At 72.1% G+C, this 15,360-nt stretch carries 15 protein-coding genes; 7 read left to right on the forward strand and 8 right to left on the reverse strand.

The annotated features are described in order from the left end of the window. Positions 1-40: 40 nt before the first annotated feature. Both HNP84_RS13430 and HNP84_RS13435 read left to right on the forward strand, forming a co-directional pair. Positions 41-1,366: a Glu/Leu/Phe/Val family dehydrogenase gene (locus tag HNP84_RS13430; protein ID WP_185049995.1), complete on the forward strand. Its 1,326-nt coding sequence runs from the start codon at positions 41-43 to the stop codon at positions 1,364-1,366. A gap of 69 nt (positions 1,367-1,435) precedes the next feature. Further along, entirely contained in the window at positions 1,436-2,284 is an 849-nt protein-coding gene (locus HNP84_RS13435) for a trypsin-like serine peptidase (protein WP_185049996.1), read from the forward strand. A gap of 88 nt (positions 2,285-2,372) precedes the next feature. Here HNP84_RS13435 and HNP84_RS13440 read toward each other — a convergent pair whose 3' ends face one another. After that, complete coding sequence (locus tag HNP84_RS13440; protein WP_185049997.1) at positions 2,373-3,320, reverse strand: NAD-dependent epimerase/dehydratase family protein; 948 nt, start codon at positions 3,318-3,320, stop codon at positions 2,373-2,375. Between the two features lie 118 nt (positions 3,321-3,438). Here HNP84_RS13440 and HNP84_RS13445 point away from each other — a divergent pair, with 118 nt between their 5' ends. The 3 genes from HNP84_RS13445 to HNP84_RS13455 all read left to right on the forward strand — a co-directional run bounded on the left by HNP84_RS13445 (position 3,439) and on the right by HNP84_RS13455 (position 6,533). Continuing rightward, positions 3,439-4,149 carry a TetR/AcrR family transcriptional regulator gene (locus HNP84_RS13445; protein WP_185049998.1) on the forward strand — a complete coding sequence of 237 codons (711 nt, stop codon included), beginning with the start codon at positions 3,439-3,441 and terminating at the stop codon, positions 4,147-4,149. 607 nt (positions 4,150-4,756) lie between these two features. Continuing rightward, a complete protein-coding gene (locus HNP84_RS13450) occupies positions 4,757-5,578 on the forward strand; it encodes a hypothetical protein (RefSeq protein ID WP_185049999.1) in 822 nt (273 codons plus the stop codon). A gap of 94 nt (positions 5,579-5,672) precedes the next feature. Further along, a complete protein-coding gene (locus HNP84_RS13455; protein WP_185050000.1) occupies positions 5,673-6,533 on the forward strand; it encodes a hypothetical protein in 861 nt (286 codons plus the stop codon). Position 6,534: 1 nt separating this feature from the next. Here the strand turns inward: HNP84_RS13455 and HNP84_RS13460 are convergent, their stop codons facing one another. The 3 genes from HNP84_RS13460 to leuA all read right to left on the reverse strand — a co-directional run bounded on the left by HNP84_RS13460 (position 6,535) and on the right by leuA (position 10,111). Further along, a complete protein-coding gene (locus HNP84_RS13460; protein WP_185050001.1) occupies positions 6,535-7,413 on the reverse strand; it encodes a GNAT family N-acetyltransferase in 879 nt (292 codons plus the stop codon). After that, positions 7,410-8,264 carry an NAD(P)-dependent oxidoreductase gene (locus HNP84_RS13465; protein WP_185050002.1) on the reverse strand — a complete coding sequence of 285 codons (855 nt, stop codon included), beginning with the start codon at positions 8,262-8,264 and terminating at the stop codon, positions 7,410-7,412. The genes HNP84_RS13460 and HNP84_RS13465 overlap by 4 nt, the downstream gene beginning before the upstream one ends. A gap of 128 nt (positions 8,265-8,392) precedes the next feature. Next, positions 8,393-10,111: a 2-isopropylmalate synthase gene (gene leuA, locus HNP84_RS13470; RefSeq protein ID WP_185050003.1), complete on the reverse strand. Its 1,719-nt coding sequence runs from the start codon at positions 10,109-10,111 to the stop codon at positions 8,393-8,395. Positions 10,112-10,372: 261 nt separating this feature from the next. Between leuA and HNP84_RS13475 the strand changes: the two genes are divergently transcribed. Together HNP84_RS13475 and HNP84_RS13480 are read left to right on the forward strand one after the other, a co-directional pair. Further along, entirely contained in the window at positions 10,373-10,618 is a 246-nt protein-coding gene (locus tag HNP84_RS13475) for a DUF2630 family protein (protein ID WP_185050004.1), read from the forward strand. Positions 10,619-10,684: 66 nt separating this feature from the next. Then, positions 10,685-11,689 (forward strand): GNAT family N-acetyltransferase, encoded by a 1,005-nt coding sequence (locus HNP84_RS13480; RefSeq protein WP_185050005.1) that lies wholly within the window; start codon positions 10,685-10,687, stop codon positions 11,687-11,689. Positions 11,690-11,814: 125 nt separating this feature from the next. Here the strand turns inward: HNP84_RS13480 and urtE are convergent, their stop codons facing one another. From urtE to urtB, 4 genes are read right to left on the reverse strand one after another with little or no spacing between them, the layout of a single operon-like run. After that, positions 11,815-12,507: an urea ABC transporter ATP-binding subunit UrtE gene (urtE, locus tag HNP84_RS13485; RefSeq protein ID WP_185050006.1), complete on the reverse strand. Its 693-nt coding sequence runs from the start codon at positions 12,505-12,507 to the stop codon at positions 11,815-11,817. Continuing rightward, positions 12,494-13,273 carry an urea ABC transporter ATP-binding protein UrtD gene (gene urtD, locus HNP84_RS13490; RefSeq protein ID WP_185050007.1) on the reverse strand — a complete coding sequence of 260 codons (780 nt, stop codon included), beginning with the start codon at positions 13,271-13,273 and terminating at the stop codon, positions 12,494-12,496. Before urtD ends, urtE begins: the two co-directional genes overlap by 14 nt. Next, entirely contained in the window at positions 13,270-14,358 is a 1,089-nt protein-coding gene (gene urtC, locus HNP84_RS13495; protein WP_185050008.1) for an urea ABC transporter permease subunit UrtC, read from the reverse strand. Before urtC ends, urtD begins: the two co-directional genes overlap by 4 nt. After that, entirely contained in the window at positions 14,355-15,221 is an 867-nt protein-coding gene (gene urtB, locus HNP84_RS13500; RefSeq protein ID WP_185050009.1) for an urea ABC transporter permease subunit UrtB, read from the reverse strand. The genes urtC and urtB overlap by 4 nt, the downstream gene beginning before the upstream one ends. Positions 15,222-15,360: the final 139 nt, after the last annotated feature.

Here is a 15,360-nt window from a genome sequence, read left to right on the forward strand (position 1 = left end):
TGAGCGGGGCAAAGGGGCCCCGCCCAGATGGAGGATCTCCATGACCGTCATGGTGCCGTCAACGACGCCGGCCACCTCATCGCAAGCACCGCCGATCCCCTCGATCATCCCCGACCTTCCGGTCCCCCCGGGCCGCCAGGCCCTCGACTCCGCCCTGCACCAGCTCGGCCGGGCCGCCGACCTCCTCGGTCTGGACGACGGGCTGCGGGCGATGCTCGCCACGCCCCGCCGCTCGCTGATGGTCGCCGTGCCCGTGCGCCGCGAGGACGGCAGCGTGCGGGTGGTGCGGGGCTACCGGGTCCAGCACAACGTCTCCCGCGGGCCCGCCAAGGGCGGCATCCGGTTCCACCCGGCCACCGACCTGAACGAGGTCACCGCCCTGGCCATGTGGATGACCTGGAAGTGCGCGCTGGTCAACCTGCCCTACGGCGGGGCGAAGGGCGGCGTGGCCGTCGATCCGGCCGCCCTCACCGCCCGCGAGCTGGAGCGGCTGACCCGCAGGTACGTCAACGAGATACTGCCGCTGATCGGCCCCGAGCAGGACATCCCCGCCCCCGACGTGGGCACCGACGAGCAGACCATGGCCTGGATCATGGACACCTACTCGGTGAAGGCGGGCTACTCGGTGCCGGGCATCGTCACCGGCAAGCCGCCCGTGCTCGGCGGCTCGCTCGGCCTGGCGGGGGCCACCGCGCTCGGCGTCCAGATCGCCACTCTGGCGGCGCTCGACGGACGCGACCCCGAGGGCGTCACCGTGGCCGTGCAGGGGTTCGGCAAGGTGGGGGCGCTCACGGCCCGCAGCCTCGCCGCCGCCGGCTGCCGGATCGTCGCGGTCTCCGACGCGACCGGGGCGGTGACCGACCCGTCCGGGCTCGACGTCGGCGCGCTGCTGGAGCACCACGCCGAGGCGGGCGGCGTGCGCGGCTACCCTCGCGCCGACGCGCTGAGCCACGACGAGCTGCTGGAGCTGGACGTGGACGTCCTGGTGCCGGCCGCGCTCGAAGGCGCGATCCACGCCGGCAACGCGTCCCGGATCAGGGCCGGGCTCGTGGTCGAGGGCGCCAACGGCCCGACGACGCCCGAGGCCGACCGGGTCCTGTCCGACGCCGGGATCACCGTCGTCCCCGACATCCTCGCCAACGCGGGCGGGGTGATCGTGTCCTACCTGGAGTGGGTGCAGAACACGCAGGCCTGCTCCTGGAGCTCCGGCGAGGTCGAGCGCAGGCTGCGCGAGCTGATGCGCGACGCGTTCGGCGAGGTGCGCGAGGCCGCCGCCCAGCGCGGGATCTCGCTGCGCGACGCGGCCCACATGATCGGGGTCGGCCGGGTGGCCGAGGCGCACCGCGTGCGCGGCCTGTACCCGTAGGCCGTTCCCTGTGCCGGATCTTTACCCTGCGTGACGCATGCGCGCGATCACGCAGGGTAACCGGATCTCGTGATCGCCAAGGGACTGGGCGCCGCCTGCGCGGGCGCCGCACTGCTGATGACCCCGTACACCCCCGCAGTGGCCCCGGCGGCCGCGGAGGGGCCGCCCAGCGTCCCCGGCAGCCTGGTGATCACCCGCGACGGCGACCGGTACGGCTACGCGAAGGTGCCCCGGCCGTACACGCAGCGCCGGGCGCAGCGGCTCACCGGGGTGCTGCTGTCGCTCGACCCGGTCACCGGGCGTCACCGCACCTGCGGCGCGGCGGTGCTCCGCTCGCCCCGGCGCGACCTGGCCGTCACCGCCGCGCACTGCCTGTTCTACAACCACGGCGCGGAGCGGCGCTGGTTCGAGCGGGTCACGTTCGTCCCGGCGTACGGCGCGGCGCACAAGGGCGACATCCCGTACGGCGTGTGGCGCGCGGCCCGGCTGTGGGTGCCGCGGCAGTGGCGCACCCGCCCGTACTCCACCGAGGTGCTGCCCTATGACATCGGCCTGGTCCGGCTGGCCCCCGGCCCGGAGGGCAAGCGGCTGGAGGACGTCACCGGGCGCGGCCTGCGCCCGTACCCGACGCACCGCGGGCAGCCGCTCCTCGGCCTGGACCTGCTCGGCTACCCGTCGGAGGCCGGCTACACCGGCGACGACCTGTACCGCTGCACCGGCGACGCCACCGAGTCGGGCGGCGAGGGCCCGGGGATGCTGATCACCCGCAACTGCCAGATCGTGGCCGGGCACAGCGGCGGCCCGGCCGTGCACGACGGCATGATCGCCGGGGTCGCGTCCTCCTCCAACCCGTACGCGGCCCCCAACGGCTACTCCCTGATCACCCGCATCCCGCGCGACCTGGCCGGACACGGCTGACCCGGAGGGACCGCCGCGTGCGACCTGGCCGGGCACGGCTGACCCAAAGGGACCGCCGCGCGCCCGCCTCCCCATAGGGGCGGGCCGGTCAGGCGGCGGCGGTCCGCTCCTGCCCCCGCCACCACTCCAGGGTGGCCCGCAGCCCTTCGTCGATCGGGGTGGGCCGCATGCCGAAGGTCTGCTGGAAGTCGGTGGAGTCGATCACGAACGGGTGGTCGAACTGGTAGCGGACGTGCTTGATCTCCCCCATCATCGGGTTCACCACGCCCAGCATGTCCAGCAGCCACTGCGGCAGCCCGCCCACGCGCGGCGCGGGCAGCCCGGCCATCGCGCACACCCGCTCGGCCAGCTCCCGGTAGCTCGCCGGGGGCGCGGTCGGGATGTGCCAGGCCCGCCCGTACGCCCGCTCGTCGGTCCCGGCGATGGCGAGCGCGGCGGCGACGTCGGGCACGTACGTCCAGGAGTGCGGCTGGTCGGGGTCGCCGGTGAGCCGGACCGCCTTGCCGGCCAGCAGCCGCGGGATGAACCGGTCGCCCAGGTGCGACTGGTCGCGGCAGCCGGGCCCGTAGAAGTCGGAGCCGCGCACCTCGGTCACCCGCACCCGCCCCGCCTCGTGCGCCGCCAGCGCATCCCGCCACATCGCGACCCGCACCTCCGCCTTCTCACTGGACGGCTTCAGGGGGGTCCGCTCGGTCATCGGCCCGTCCACCGGCCCGTAACCGTACAGGCTGCCGAGGATGACGTACCCGGCCCCGGTGTCCTCCGCCGCCCCCAGCAGGGCCGCGGCCATCGGCGGCCAGTCGGGCATCCACCGGTGGTACTTCGGGTTGACGCAGTTGTACAGCGTCTCGGCCCCTTCGGCGATGGCCGCCAGCCGCTCCCGGTCGCCGGCGTCGGCCGCGACCCGCCGCACCCCCGCCAGCTCGGGCCCCGACCCCGACCGGCTGACGATCACGACCTCGTGCCCGCGCCGCACCAGCTCCCGAGCCAGCTCGGCCCCGACCTGCCCGGCCCCCACCACGACATGCTTTCCCATGACCAACGCTCCTTTGTGAGGCCATCGTTCGCTGACAAGAGCAACGCTCTCATGCATGAGCACCCATCGTCAAGAGCACTGCTCTTGAAAAAACTCACCGCTCTGCTAAAGTGAGCACATGAACGCCAGCCGAACCGCCAGGGAACGGGTCCGCGCCGAGCTGATCCGCGAGATCACCGACATCGCCCGCCGCCACCTCGCCACCGAGGGCGCCGCCGGCCTCTCGCTACGCGCGGTCGCCCGCGAGATGGGCATGGTCTCCTCGGCGATCTACCGCTACTTCCCCAGCCGCGACGACCTGCTCACCGCCCTGATCATCGACGGCTACAACGCGATCGGCGAGGCCGTCGAGCAGGCCGAGGCCACCTGCCCCCGCGACGACTACCTGGCCCGCTGGCTGGCATGCTGCCGCGCCGTCCGCACCTGGGCCCTCAACCACCCCCACGAGTACGCCCTGCTGTACGGCTCCCCGGTCCCCGGCTACCACGCCCCCACCGACACCGTCCCGGCCGCCATCCGCGACACGGTCGTCTACGGCCGCATAATCTCCGACGCCCACCACGCCGGCGCCCTCACCCCACCGGAACTCGGCCCCCAGCCCCCCGCCGTCTTCACCGAAGACGCCGACCGCCTGCGCGAAATAATCCCCGGCGTCCCGGACGACCTCGTGGCCCGCGCCGTAACCGCCTGGACGACCTTGTTCGGCATGGTGAACTTCGAACTGTTCGGCCAGTTCAACAACGCCATCTACGCCAGGGACGCCCTCTTCGACCACACGATGACCCGCATGGCCGCCTTCATCGGCATCCCCGGCACAACAACCGCCTGACACCCGACGAACAGTGAACCTCCCCCCACCCGCCAGGAGGAAATCCAGCAGAACTCCCTCTCCTTTCCCACGGCGCCGCTCGTACCGGATGACCGGCCTTCCACGGAAACCCCGATCCCGATTCTCTGTGCCTTTATAACCGCCTTGTCGCCGCAAGGGGAAGGTCGCGCAATACGCGATCAGGACGACCTGGCACGACGGTCGCCCATTTCCCGGCTCTCGGCCCGCTTCCCTCGTAGGACCGGTTGAAAGGTATGCCGGTGGGCATCGGCGGGTGTCCGCCGGTCCGCCTCGTCATCCCGGACCGGCCCTCCCCCGCACGGCAAGGGCCTTTGCCGTGAAATCGATGATACGTCGCGACTTCGAGGGCTACGATTCGTGCGGCGCGGAGAAAGGCGCCAGCCCCCAGATCATCGACCACCGGAACCGGGTGTCCCGATTGACGAGCACCGATTCACCGGCACTCGCCGCGCCACCGGATCTCCGGCCACCCCGGGGTACGGGCGACGCGTCTCATCGACGCCGAGCCTCCCCCAGCGGCATGAGCGTGCGCGCACGACGGCGCCGGTCACGGGCGCGGCCGGCACGCCTCCTGAGCGTTCTGGCGTTGCTCGCGGCCCTGTCCGGTTGCTCCTCACCCGGCGGCGCACCGGAGCCGGGCGTCATCGATTGCGACAGGTTCCGGCTCGTCGTGCTGAACGGCCTGTCGGTGGCCAACCCCGACTACCGCCCGCATTGGGAGTATCAGCACCGGAAGCCGGCCTGCGGCCCCGAAGTGTCGCCATTTCACCGTTCCGTTCCCATCGGGCTGGCGCCACGCAGCCTCGGCACGGCCAGAATCGTGTCCGACCCCCCGATGTGGGCCGATGAGATCGGCCAGAGCGCCGACGGAGAGCTCGCGCTGCCGCGATTGGGAGAATGGGGGATGAGCGCGGTGATCCGGAGCCTGGGTATTCCGGGCTCCCCCGGCGAGCAGGACACCGTTACGACGCTTTCCGGGGTCCGCGACGATTTCACCGTCCAGGCGGTCGTCGAACTGCGATCCCCGCTTCCGGAGGCCGGAATCGCGGATCTCTGGGCGACGCCGGAGGTGCTGTTCTTCTCCCCGGCCGGTCCGGGCAAGCCACTCGGTTGGGACTGGGATTCTCCCGGGCTGAACTGCGACGGCCTACGGGGATTCGGCTTCTGCGAAGGCGGCAGATCAGCGACTTCCGCCTTTCGTATCTGGGTGTCGCTGCTCACCGAAGGCGACGCTCCCGCGTTGGAGCAGATCGGGCTCGATCTCGATGAATTGCGCCGCCGGGCCGACGCTGGAATGATTCACGGGTTCGTCATGAGCAATCTGCCCGGCCAGGTGGCACGGGTGTCCCGAGATCCCCGGGTCGCTTCGGTGACGGTGATCGACATGGTGCCGTGGGTGGCGGGCTGAAAGCGGGCGGAGAGCACGTCGATTTCCGGCATCTCGATTCGCGGGAGCGGGCTTGATATCGATTATCTGTTCAGGCGCGGCCCTCGTCCGGGTCATGGCCGTCGTTCTGATCGCGGCCCTCGCCGCGTGCACGTCCTCCTCTCCGGCGCCGGCGAGGGCGCCGCGGCCGGCCGGTACCGTGGACGCCGAGCGGTTCCGGATGGTCGCCGGGAACGCGCTGGCGGTGAGCAGGCCCGACTACCGCATAGAGCTCGGGGAGGCGTTCGAGGTCGTCCGGCGGGAGGAGTGGCTGTCGCTGCCCGTGGTCGTCGAGCCGCAATGGGCGGGCGTCCCCGCCGACCCCTGGCTGCGGCGCCGCCTGGAGTTGCGGCAGTCGGCGGTGAGCGGGCGGGTTGTGCTGCCGGATCTTCCCGCTTCCCGGATCAGGCGCCTGTTCGGGCTGGTCGGCGGCGATGGCGGGGCGGAACGGCGAGAACGCGCCAGGGCGCTGCTCGACACCCTGGGGTCCGGCCCCGCTCTGACGCTCGTCATCGAGTTCGAGCGGGGCATGTCACCCGCGGAACTGAACCGGGAGGGGTGGGGCGAGATCCGGCGGGCGCTCCTCTCGCCGCGTACGGTGCGGCAGCCTCTCTACTGGGCCACCGGGTCATGCGCGAGCAAGGGGCTGCCGTCCACGTGCGATGAGGTGTCCCCGGTGGCCCAGTTCCACGCCTGGGTGTCCCTGCTCCGGCCCGCCGACGACCCCACCCTGCGCCAGTTCGGGCTGAGCCTCGCCCAGCTCCGGCAGTGGGCCGACACCGCGAAGGTGTACGGCTCGATAGAGATCGGGGTCGGAGCGGCGTACGCGAAGCGGCTGCTGGGGCGGGACGGCGTCAAGATGGTGCATGTCGTGGGCGCGGAGCTGGACTGCGTGTCCAACGACTACGCCTGCACCCCGCTGCGCTCCCCCTCGTGACTCATCTGCCTCGGGTGAAGTGGGCGGTGCGGGTGATCGAGTGGAAGCCGATGGCGGCGTACAGGGATCGGGGGATCGGGTACGCGGTGTCGCCTCGGGGGGCCACCGTCGCGTGGACGGCGCCCAGGTCGCGGGCCGTGTGCAGCGCCGACAGGCAGGCGGCGGTGGCCAGGCCCTTGCGGCGGTGGTCGGGGGTGGTGCCGGCGGGTTCGATCAGGACCGACCGGTTCGCCTCGTCCAGCCAGGCCAGGCAGTACGCGGCGACGCTGCCGTCCGGGGCCAGGACGATGGTGTCCAGCTCCTCCCGGTACGGCCAGGCGGCGCGGACGGCTGTGTAGCTCTCCTCGGTGACCCGGCTGGGGTGGAAGGCGGCCCGGTGGGCGGCGACCCGGGAGGGGACGTCCTGGGCGGTGACGTGGCGCAGGGTGTGGCCGGGTGGGACGCGCGGCTCGGGGAGGTCACCGGAGAGGTCGCGGGCCATGTGGACGAAGTGCGGCTCCTCGGCCGGGGCCCGGGTGAAGCCGTGGCGTTCCAGGGCCTCGATGAGGTGGGCCTCGGCGGCGGAGACGGCCGTGGTCAGGGTCGCGGCGGTCGCCGTTTCCGTGAACCAGGTCAGGATCTGCCCGGCCAGGCCGGCGTGGGCCGGATCGACCACCAGGTTCAGGTGGTCCGGGAGTTCGATCCAGGCCCAGGCGAGGACGTCCTCGCCGGAGCGCCAGATCGTCGTCGGCCACTCCGGCTCGCGGCCGGTGTGCTGGAAGCGGCCCCAGGCCAGGTCGCCGATGTGCCATCGCGACGCCGGGGACCACAGGCGGGAGACGAGGTCCTGCATCGCCCTGAGGTCGGCGGGGCCGCGGTACGGGGTGGGGGTGACCGTCACACTCCCATCGTGTCGGGTTCGGCGATCACGGAGAAGTCGGAGTCGCCGTGGCCGGTGCGGCAGGCGTGGTCCAGGGCCGTGAAGGCCGCGGTGAGGGCGGGCAGGGGGCGCGCCGACAGGCGCAGCATCAGCCGGGCGTCCTTGTGCAGCAGGTCGGCGGAGAACTGGGTGTCGTCGTACACCCCCTCGCGTACGATCTCGCCCTTGATGTCCCTGATGCGGGACAGCGGGGTGCCGTCGAGGGCGGCCAGGGCCTCCTCGGCGGTCAGACCGCCCGAGCAGCCCAGGCGCAGGGCCTCGACCATGCCCTGCATGCTGACCGCCAGGGCCAGGTTGGCCACCAGCTTGGCGGCGGCGGCCTTGGCCGCGGTGTCGTAGACGCGGGGCCTGCCCTGCGCGGCCCACAGCGACACGATGGGGCGGGCCAGGGCGATGGCGTCGGGCTCGCCGCCCAGCAGCACGCCCAGGGCGCCCGCCCGCGCGGGGGCCAGCGAGCCCACGACGGGCGAGTGGGCGAAGCGGATGCCGCGCTTGCGGGACCAGTCGGCGAACGCGGCGGCGTCCTCGGGGCCCACGCTGGTGATGTCCACCCACAGCGCCCCGTCGCCGATGGGCAGTTCGGGGGCGATCACGACCTCGCGTACGGCGTCGGGCCCGAACAGGACCGTGAGCACGGCCTCCGCGCCCGCGACGGCCTCCGGAGCGGTGTCGGCGGCGACCGCGCCCAGTTTGACGGCGCCCTCGGCCGCGGACGGCGTGCGGTTCCACACCGTGACCTGGTGCCCCGCGTCGATCAGGTGCACGACGAGCTCGCGCCCCATCCGGCCCAGCCCGAGGAAAGCGATGTTCACTTGCAGCCCCCTTGTCTTCATCCGGAACCCCGGCTCCGGCGTCACCGCTGCATCCATACCCCGAAATGCCAGGTGAACGGCATCGGCCCGCCGCGGGTGGTCGCGGCGGGCCGATGGGGGCGGGCAGGCTAGCGGCCGGCCCGGTTGACCGCGCTGATCAGGGCCTTGAGGCTGGCGGTGGTGGTGTTGGCGTCGATGCCGACGCCCCACAGCACCTTGCCGTCGACCTCGCACTCGACGTACGACGCGGCCTTGGCGTCGCTGCCGGCGCTCATGGCGTGCTCGGTGTAGTCGAGCACGCGTACCCGGATGCCGATCGTCTTCAGGGCGTTGCAGAACGCGGAGATCGGGCCGTTGCCGACGCCCTCGACCTCGCGGATCTCGCCGTCCACGCGGAGGTCGGCGCTGATCTTGTCCTTGTCGTCCAGGGTGGAGGCGGTGCGGTGGGCGAGCAGGCCCAGCCGGCCCCAGCGGTTGCCCGGGTTGGGGAGGTACTCGTCGGTGAAGATCTCCCACATGGCGGCCGGGGTGACCTCGCCGCCCTCGGCGTCGGTGCGGGCCTGGATCACCTTGGAGAACTCGATCTGCAGCTTGCGCGGCAGGTCGAGGTTGTGGTCGGACTTCATGATGTAGGCCACGCCGCCCTTGCCGGACTGGCTGTTGACCCGGATCACGGCCTCGTAGGTGCGGCCGATGTCCTTGGGGTCGATCGGCAGGTACGGCACCGCCCACCGGAAGTCGTCGACGGGCACGCCGGCCTCGGCCGCGTCGCGCTCCATCCACTCAAAGCCCTTCTTGATGGCGTCCTGGTGGGAGCCGGAGAAGGCGGTGTAGACCAGCTCGCCGCCCCACGGGTGGCGGGGGTGGACCGGGATCTGGTTGCAGTACTCGACGATCCGGCGCACCTCGTCGATGTCGGAGAAGTCGATCTGCGGGTCGATGCCCTGGGAGAACAGGTTCATGCCCAGCGTGACCAGGCACACGTTGCCGGTGCGCTCGCCGTTGCCGAACAGGCAGCCCTCGATGCGGTCGGCGCCGGCCATGTAGCCCAGCTCGGCGGCGGCGACGGCGGTGCCGCGGTCGTTGTGCGGGTGCAGCGACAGCACGATCGAGTCGCGGTAGGCCAGGTTGCGGTTCATCCACTCGATCTGGTCGGCGTACACGTTGGGCGTGGCCATCTCGACCGTGGCGGGCAGGTTGATGATCACCTTGTGGTCGGGGGTGGGCTGCCACACCTCGTTGACCGCGTCGCACACCTCTACGGCGTAGTCGAGCTCGGTGCCGGTGAAGGACTCCGGGGAGTACTGGAAGAAGATCGTGGTGTCGCCCATGTCGTCGGCGAGCTTCTTGCACAGCTTGGCGCCCTCGACGGCGATGGCGGTGATGCCCTCGCGGTCCTGGCCGAACACCACCCGCCGCTGCAGCGTGGAGGTGGAGTTGTACAGGTGCACGATGGCCTGCTTGGCGCCGCGGATCGACTCGAAGGTGCGCTCGATCAGCTCGGGCCGGGCCTGGGTGAGGACCTGGATCACCACGTCGCCGGGGATGCGGTCCTCTTCGATGATCTTGCGGATGAAGTCGAAGTCGGTCTGCGAGGCGGCGGGGAAGCCGACCTCGATCTCCTTGTAGCCCATCTTCACCAGCAGCTCGAACATCTTGAGCTTGCGGTGGGAGTCCATCGGGTCGATCAGCGCCTGGTTGCCGTCGCGCAGGTCCACCGCGCACCATCGCGGCGCCTGGGTGATCACCTTGTCGGGCCAGGTGCGGTCGGTCAGCCGGATCGGCTGGAAGGGCTCGTAACGGCCGTAGGGCATGGAGGTGGGCTGCTGTTGCGGATACGCCGTCATGGCTTCGGTGCTCCTCGTCGGCTGGTCATCGGTCGGCTGGTCATCGAAAAACGGCCGACGCGCATGACATGCTCCGCGGCGAGGGAGCCGGCCTGTTACAGGCCCCCGCCGCGGCACATAAGAAGCAGTCCGCGCAGCACGCTAATCACCGTAGCAGACGCCCCGCGCTGCCCGCGCCCCGCACGGCGGCCTCGTCCCGGCCTCCGGGCTCCCTCAGGCTAGAGTCGGCAGCAGTACGCGACTGCCGACCTAGGGGGCGTCATGCAAGACGGCGAGATCCTCTCTCGGATCAAGGACCTCATCGCCGAAGAGCACGAGCTGCGCGGCAAGCTGACCGCCGGCGAGCTGTCCTCGGAGGAGGAGAACGAGCGGATGAGGTCGGTGGAGCGGGCCCTGGACCAGTGCTGGGACCTGCTGCGTCAGCGCCGCGCCCGCCGCGAGTTCGGGCAGAACCCCGACGACGCGGCCGTGCGCCCCTCCGACGAGGTGGACTCCTACCAGCAGTAGCCGCGCCGGACGTACGCGCCGGAAAACCGGTCGCGTCCGGGCCGCCCGTGGGGTTGGCTTGGGAGCATGACGATCGTCGCGGTGGAGCCGTCAGAGCGCGCTGTGGTGGAGGAGTTCTACGCCGTCTTCGCGGCGGCGCACGAGCACGACCGCACCGGCCCCTACCCCCGCATCGCCCGGTTCGCGATCGGGTTCGAGGACCAGTGGGACGACGAGACGGTGGCCGCGCACGTGTTCGTGCGCGGCGGTGCCGTCGCCGGCGGCTACGCCCTGCGCCTGCCGCACAAGGACAACAGCCACATGGCGATGCTGCGCACGCTCGTCGTGGCCCCCGGGGCGCGCCGGGCCGGGATCGGCTCGGCGCTGCTGGAGCACGCGACCGGCGTCGCCCGCGCGCACGGCCGCCGGGTGCTGAGGGGCGAGTCGCCCGCGCAGGGCCCCGGGGCGGCCTTCGCCCGCGCCCACGGCTTCTCATCCGGCCTGGTCGAGGTACGCCGCGCGCTCGACCTGCGCGCGGCCGACCCGGGCCGGCTCGCCGAGCTGAGGCGGGAGGCCGAGCGCCACGCCGCCGGCTACACGCTGGAGCGGTGGCGCGGTTCGGCGCCGGAGCGGCTGCTCCCCGACCTGGCGGTGCTGATCAACGGCATGAACGACGCGCCGATGGGCGACCTGGACGTCACCGGCGAGCACTGGGACGTCGAGCGTGTGCTCGCGATGGAGCGGATGAACGAGGCCGCCGACACGCTGATGTACGCGACCATCGCCCGCCACGCCGCCACCGGCGAGCCCGCGGGTTACTCCGCGCTCGCGGTGCCCCGCAGCCGGCCCGACGGCTGGGCGCGGCAGACCGACACGGTGGTGTTGCGCCCCCACCGCGGCCACCGCCTCGGCCTGCTGCTGAAGCTGGCCAACCTCGCCTGGATGCGCGAGCACGAGCCTGACGTGGAGCACATCGTCACCTGGAACGCCGCCTCCAACAGCCACATGATCGCGATCAACGAGCGGATGGGGTTCCGGGTGCGGGACGAGTGGCACCAGTGGCAGCGCCCCCTGGACGCGCCGGCCGGCTAGAGACGGCCGGCTGGAGACGGCCGGGTAGAGACCGGCCGGGTAGAGACCGGCCGGGTAGAGACCGGCCGGGTAGAGACCGGCCGGGTAGAGACCGGCCGCTGGAGACGGCCGGCTGTAGGCCGCCGCTACACCGCGAGCAGCCGGTGCACCTCCGGGCCGTTGAGCTCCTCGGCGGCGCCGGCGTGCACCACGCGGCCCGCGTCGAGGATGAGGAACCGGTCGGCCAGGCGCAGCGCCAGGTCGAGGTACTGCTCCACCAGGAGCAGGGCCAGGCCCGAGGCGTGCAGGCGCTCGATCGCCTCCTCGATCTCGATGATGATCGAGGGCTGGATCCCCTCGGTGGGCTCGTCCAGGATCAGCAGCTTGGGCCGGGTGACCAGGGCGCGGGCGATGGCGAGCTGCTGCTGCTGGCCGCCGGACAGGAAGCCGGCGCGCCGCTTGAGCAGCGGCTTGAGCCGGGGGAAGGCGTCCAGGGCCTCCTCCAGCGCGGCCGGGTCGCGGTGCGGGGAGGCGTCCAGCGTGACCTGGAGGTTGCCCAGCACGCTGAGCTGCGGGAACGTCTCGTGCCCCTGCGGCACGTACGCCATGCCGAGCCGGACCCGCTCGTGCGGCCTGAGCCTGGTGACATCGCGCCCCTCGAAGGTGACCGAGCCCGCCGTGGCCGGGAGCACCCCCATGACGGTGTCGAGCAGGGTGGTCTTGCCGACGCCGTTGCGCCCCATCACGCAGACGAGCTGCCCCGGCTCCACCTCCAGCGACACGCCGAACAGCACCCGGGCGGCGCCGTAGCCCGCTTCCAGACCCTCAACCGACAGCATCCGTGGCCTCCTCACGAGCCCGTCCGAGATAGACCTCCTGTACCCGGGGATCGGCGCTCACGTCATCGACCGAGCCCTCGGTCAGCACCCGGCCCTCGTGCAGGACCGTGACCTGCGAGGCGTACCGGCGCAGGAAGTCCATGTCGTGCTCGACCACGATGACGGTGTGGTCCTCGGCGATCTCGGTGAGCAGTTCCCCGGTGCGGGCGCGCTCGTCCTGCGACATGCCCGCCACCGGTTCGTCCAGCAGCAGCAGGCTGGGCCGCTGCGCGATCAGCATGCCGATCTCCAGCCACTGGCGCTGACCGTGCGAGAGCACCCGCGCGGGCCGCTCGGCCAGCTCCTCCAGGCCGGTGGTGGCCAGCGCGGCTCGGACCGCCTCGGAGACGCCGCGCCGCCGCCCGGCCAGCGCCCACAGCGGGCGGCGGAAGGAGGCGGCCAGGTCCAGGTTCTCCACGACGGTCAGCTCCTCGAACACCACCGAGGTCTGGAAGGTGCGCCCGACGCCGAGCCGGACGATCTCGTGCTCCTTGCGGCCGACCAGGTCCTTGCCGCCGAACCGTACGCTGCCGCCGGCGGGCCTGGTCAGTCCGGTGATGACGTCGATCAGCGTGGTCTTGCCGGCGCCGTTGGGGCCGATGAGGAAACGCAGCTCGCCCCGCGCCAGGGTGAGGTTCACACCGTCGAGGGCGCGGAAGCCGTCGAAGACCACCGACAGGTCCCTGATCTCCAGCAGCGCTTCGGCGCCCGTGTCGTCGCCGCTCATCCGGCGGCCTCCTTTCGCCTGCGCAGCAGCCCGATGATGCCCTTGGGGGCGAGGGTCATGACGAGGATGAACAGCGCGCCCTGGAGGTAGAGCCAGGCGCTGCTCAGCTCCTCGCTGAATACGGTCTTGGCGTAGTTCATGACGACCGCGCCGAGCACCGCCCCGGCCAGCGCGAACCGGCCGCCGACGGCGACCGCGACCACCAGCTCCAGCGACGGCACCACGCCGAGCAGCGCCGGGGAGATGATCCCGACCACCGGCACGAACAGCGCGCCGGCGAGCCCGGCCATGCCCGCGGAGATCGCGAACGTGACGGTCTTGACCGTGGCCGGGTTGTAGCCGAGGAAGCGCACCCGGTCCTCGCCGTCGCGGACGGCGACGAGCAGCCGGCCGAAGCGGGAGTTCACGAGCTGCCGGGCGCCCAGGTAGAGCAGGCCGAGCACCACCGCGACGACGAAGTACAGGCCGCGCTGGGTGGAGTCGAGCGCCAGGTCCTGGCCGAACAGCTCGAAGAAGTTGGTCAGCCCGTTGGTGCCGCCGGTGAGCCCCTGCTGGCCGACCAGCAGGATCACGAACGCGGCGGCCAGCGCCTGGGTGAGGATCGCGAAGTACGCCCCGCGCACCCGCTGCCGGAACACCAGCGCGCCGAGCAGCGCGGCCACGACGACCGGGGCGACCACCGCCATGGCCAGCGCGAAGACCGGGTTGGCGAAGGGCGCCCACAGCGCGGGCAGCTCCTCCACGCCGCTCCACACCATGAAGTCGGGCAGGCCGCCCTGGGCTTCGGTGAGCTTGAGGTACATGCCCATCGCGTAGCCGCCCAGGCCGAAGAAGACGCCCTGGCCGAGCACCAGCATGCCGCCCTGCCCCCAGGCCAGGCCGATGCCGAGGGCGACGATGGCGTACACGAGGTACTTGGCGAGCAGGCCGAGCCGGAACGGCTCCAGCACCAGCGGGGCGACCACGAGCGCGAGCACGGCGACGGCGGTGAAGACGGCCGGGCCCTGGAGCCGGGCGCGCCAGGAGGGCCTGCCCGGCGGCAGCGGGGCGACCGAGGCGTCCTTCGATGTGACAACGGTGCTCATGTGAGGGCCCTCGACCTGACGACGAACAGTCCCTGCGGGCGGAACTGCAGGAAGGCGACGATCACCGCGAACACGATGACCTTGGCGAGGCTGGCGTCGGTCCAGAACTCGGCGTAGGAGTTGAGCAGGCCGAGCCCGGCGGCGGCGATCACCGCGCCGCGGAGCTGGCCGAGCCCGCCCGCGACGACGACCAGGAACGCGTCCACGATGTAGTACGTGCCGAGCGCCGGCCCGACCGGGCCGATCAGGGTGAGCGCCACACCGGCGATGCCGGCCAGCCCCGACCCGATGAAGAAGGTGCGCATGTCCACCCGGCCGGTGTCGATGCCGCTGGTCGAGGCGAGCCTGCGGTTCTGCATCACCGCCTGCATCCGCCGCCCCTGCCCGGTGCGGTTCATGTACGCCCAGACCGCCACGACGCTGCCGACCGCGAGCGCGAGGATGAACATCCGGTTGTACGGCATGATGCCGAGCCCGCCCTGCAGCCACTGCGGCGCCTGCACCTGCACGTTCGGGGCGCCGAACAGGTCGCGGGCGAGCTGCTGGAGCACCAGGCTCACGCCCCAGGTGAGCAGCAGTGTGTCCAGCGGGCGGCCGTAGAAGTGCCGGATCGCGGCCCGCTCCAGGGCCAGCCCCATCAGGCCCGCCACGACGAAGGCGACCGGCAGGGCGACGATCACCGCCTGCCGGCCGGCCCAGTCCTGCAGGAGGTAGGCGGTGTACGCCCCGGCCATGATGAACTCGCCGTGCGCCATGTTGATCACGCCCATCTGGCCGAAGGTGAACGTCAGCCCGAGCGCGATCAGCAGCAGCACGGCGCCGATCGACAACCCGATCGGCAGTTGGTTGAGGAAGGCTTCCACCAGCGTCCTTTCATGCCGGACCGGGCGGCCGTGCGTGGCCGGCCCGGTCGTTCGGCTCCGGGGCCGGGACGCGCCGCGTGGGTCGCGCCACGGTCGCCTCCTCTTCGACGGCCCCGGCCTCCCACGGCCGGGGCCCCGG

The organism is Thermocatellispora tengchongensis, assembly GCF_014202315.1.
GTDB lineage: Bacteria > Actinomycetota > Actinomycetes > Streptosporangiales > Streptosporangiaceae > Thermocatellispora > Thermocatellispora tengchongensis.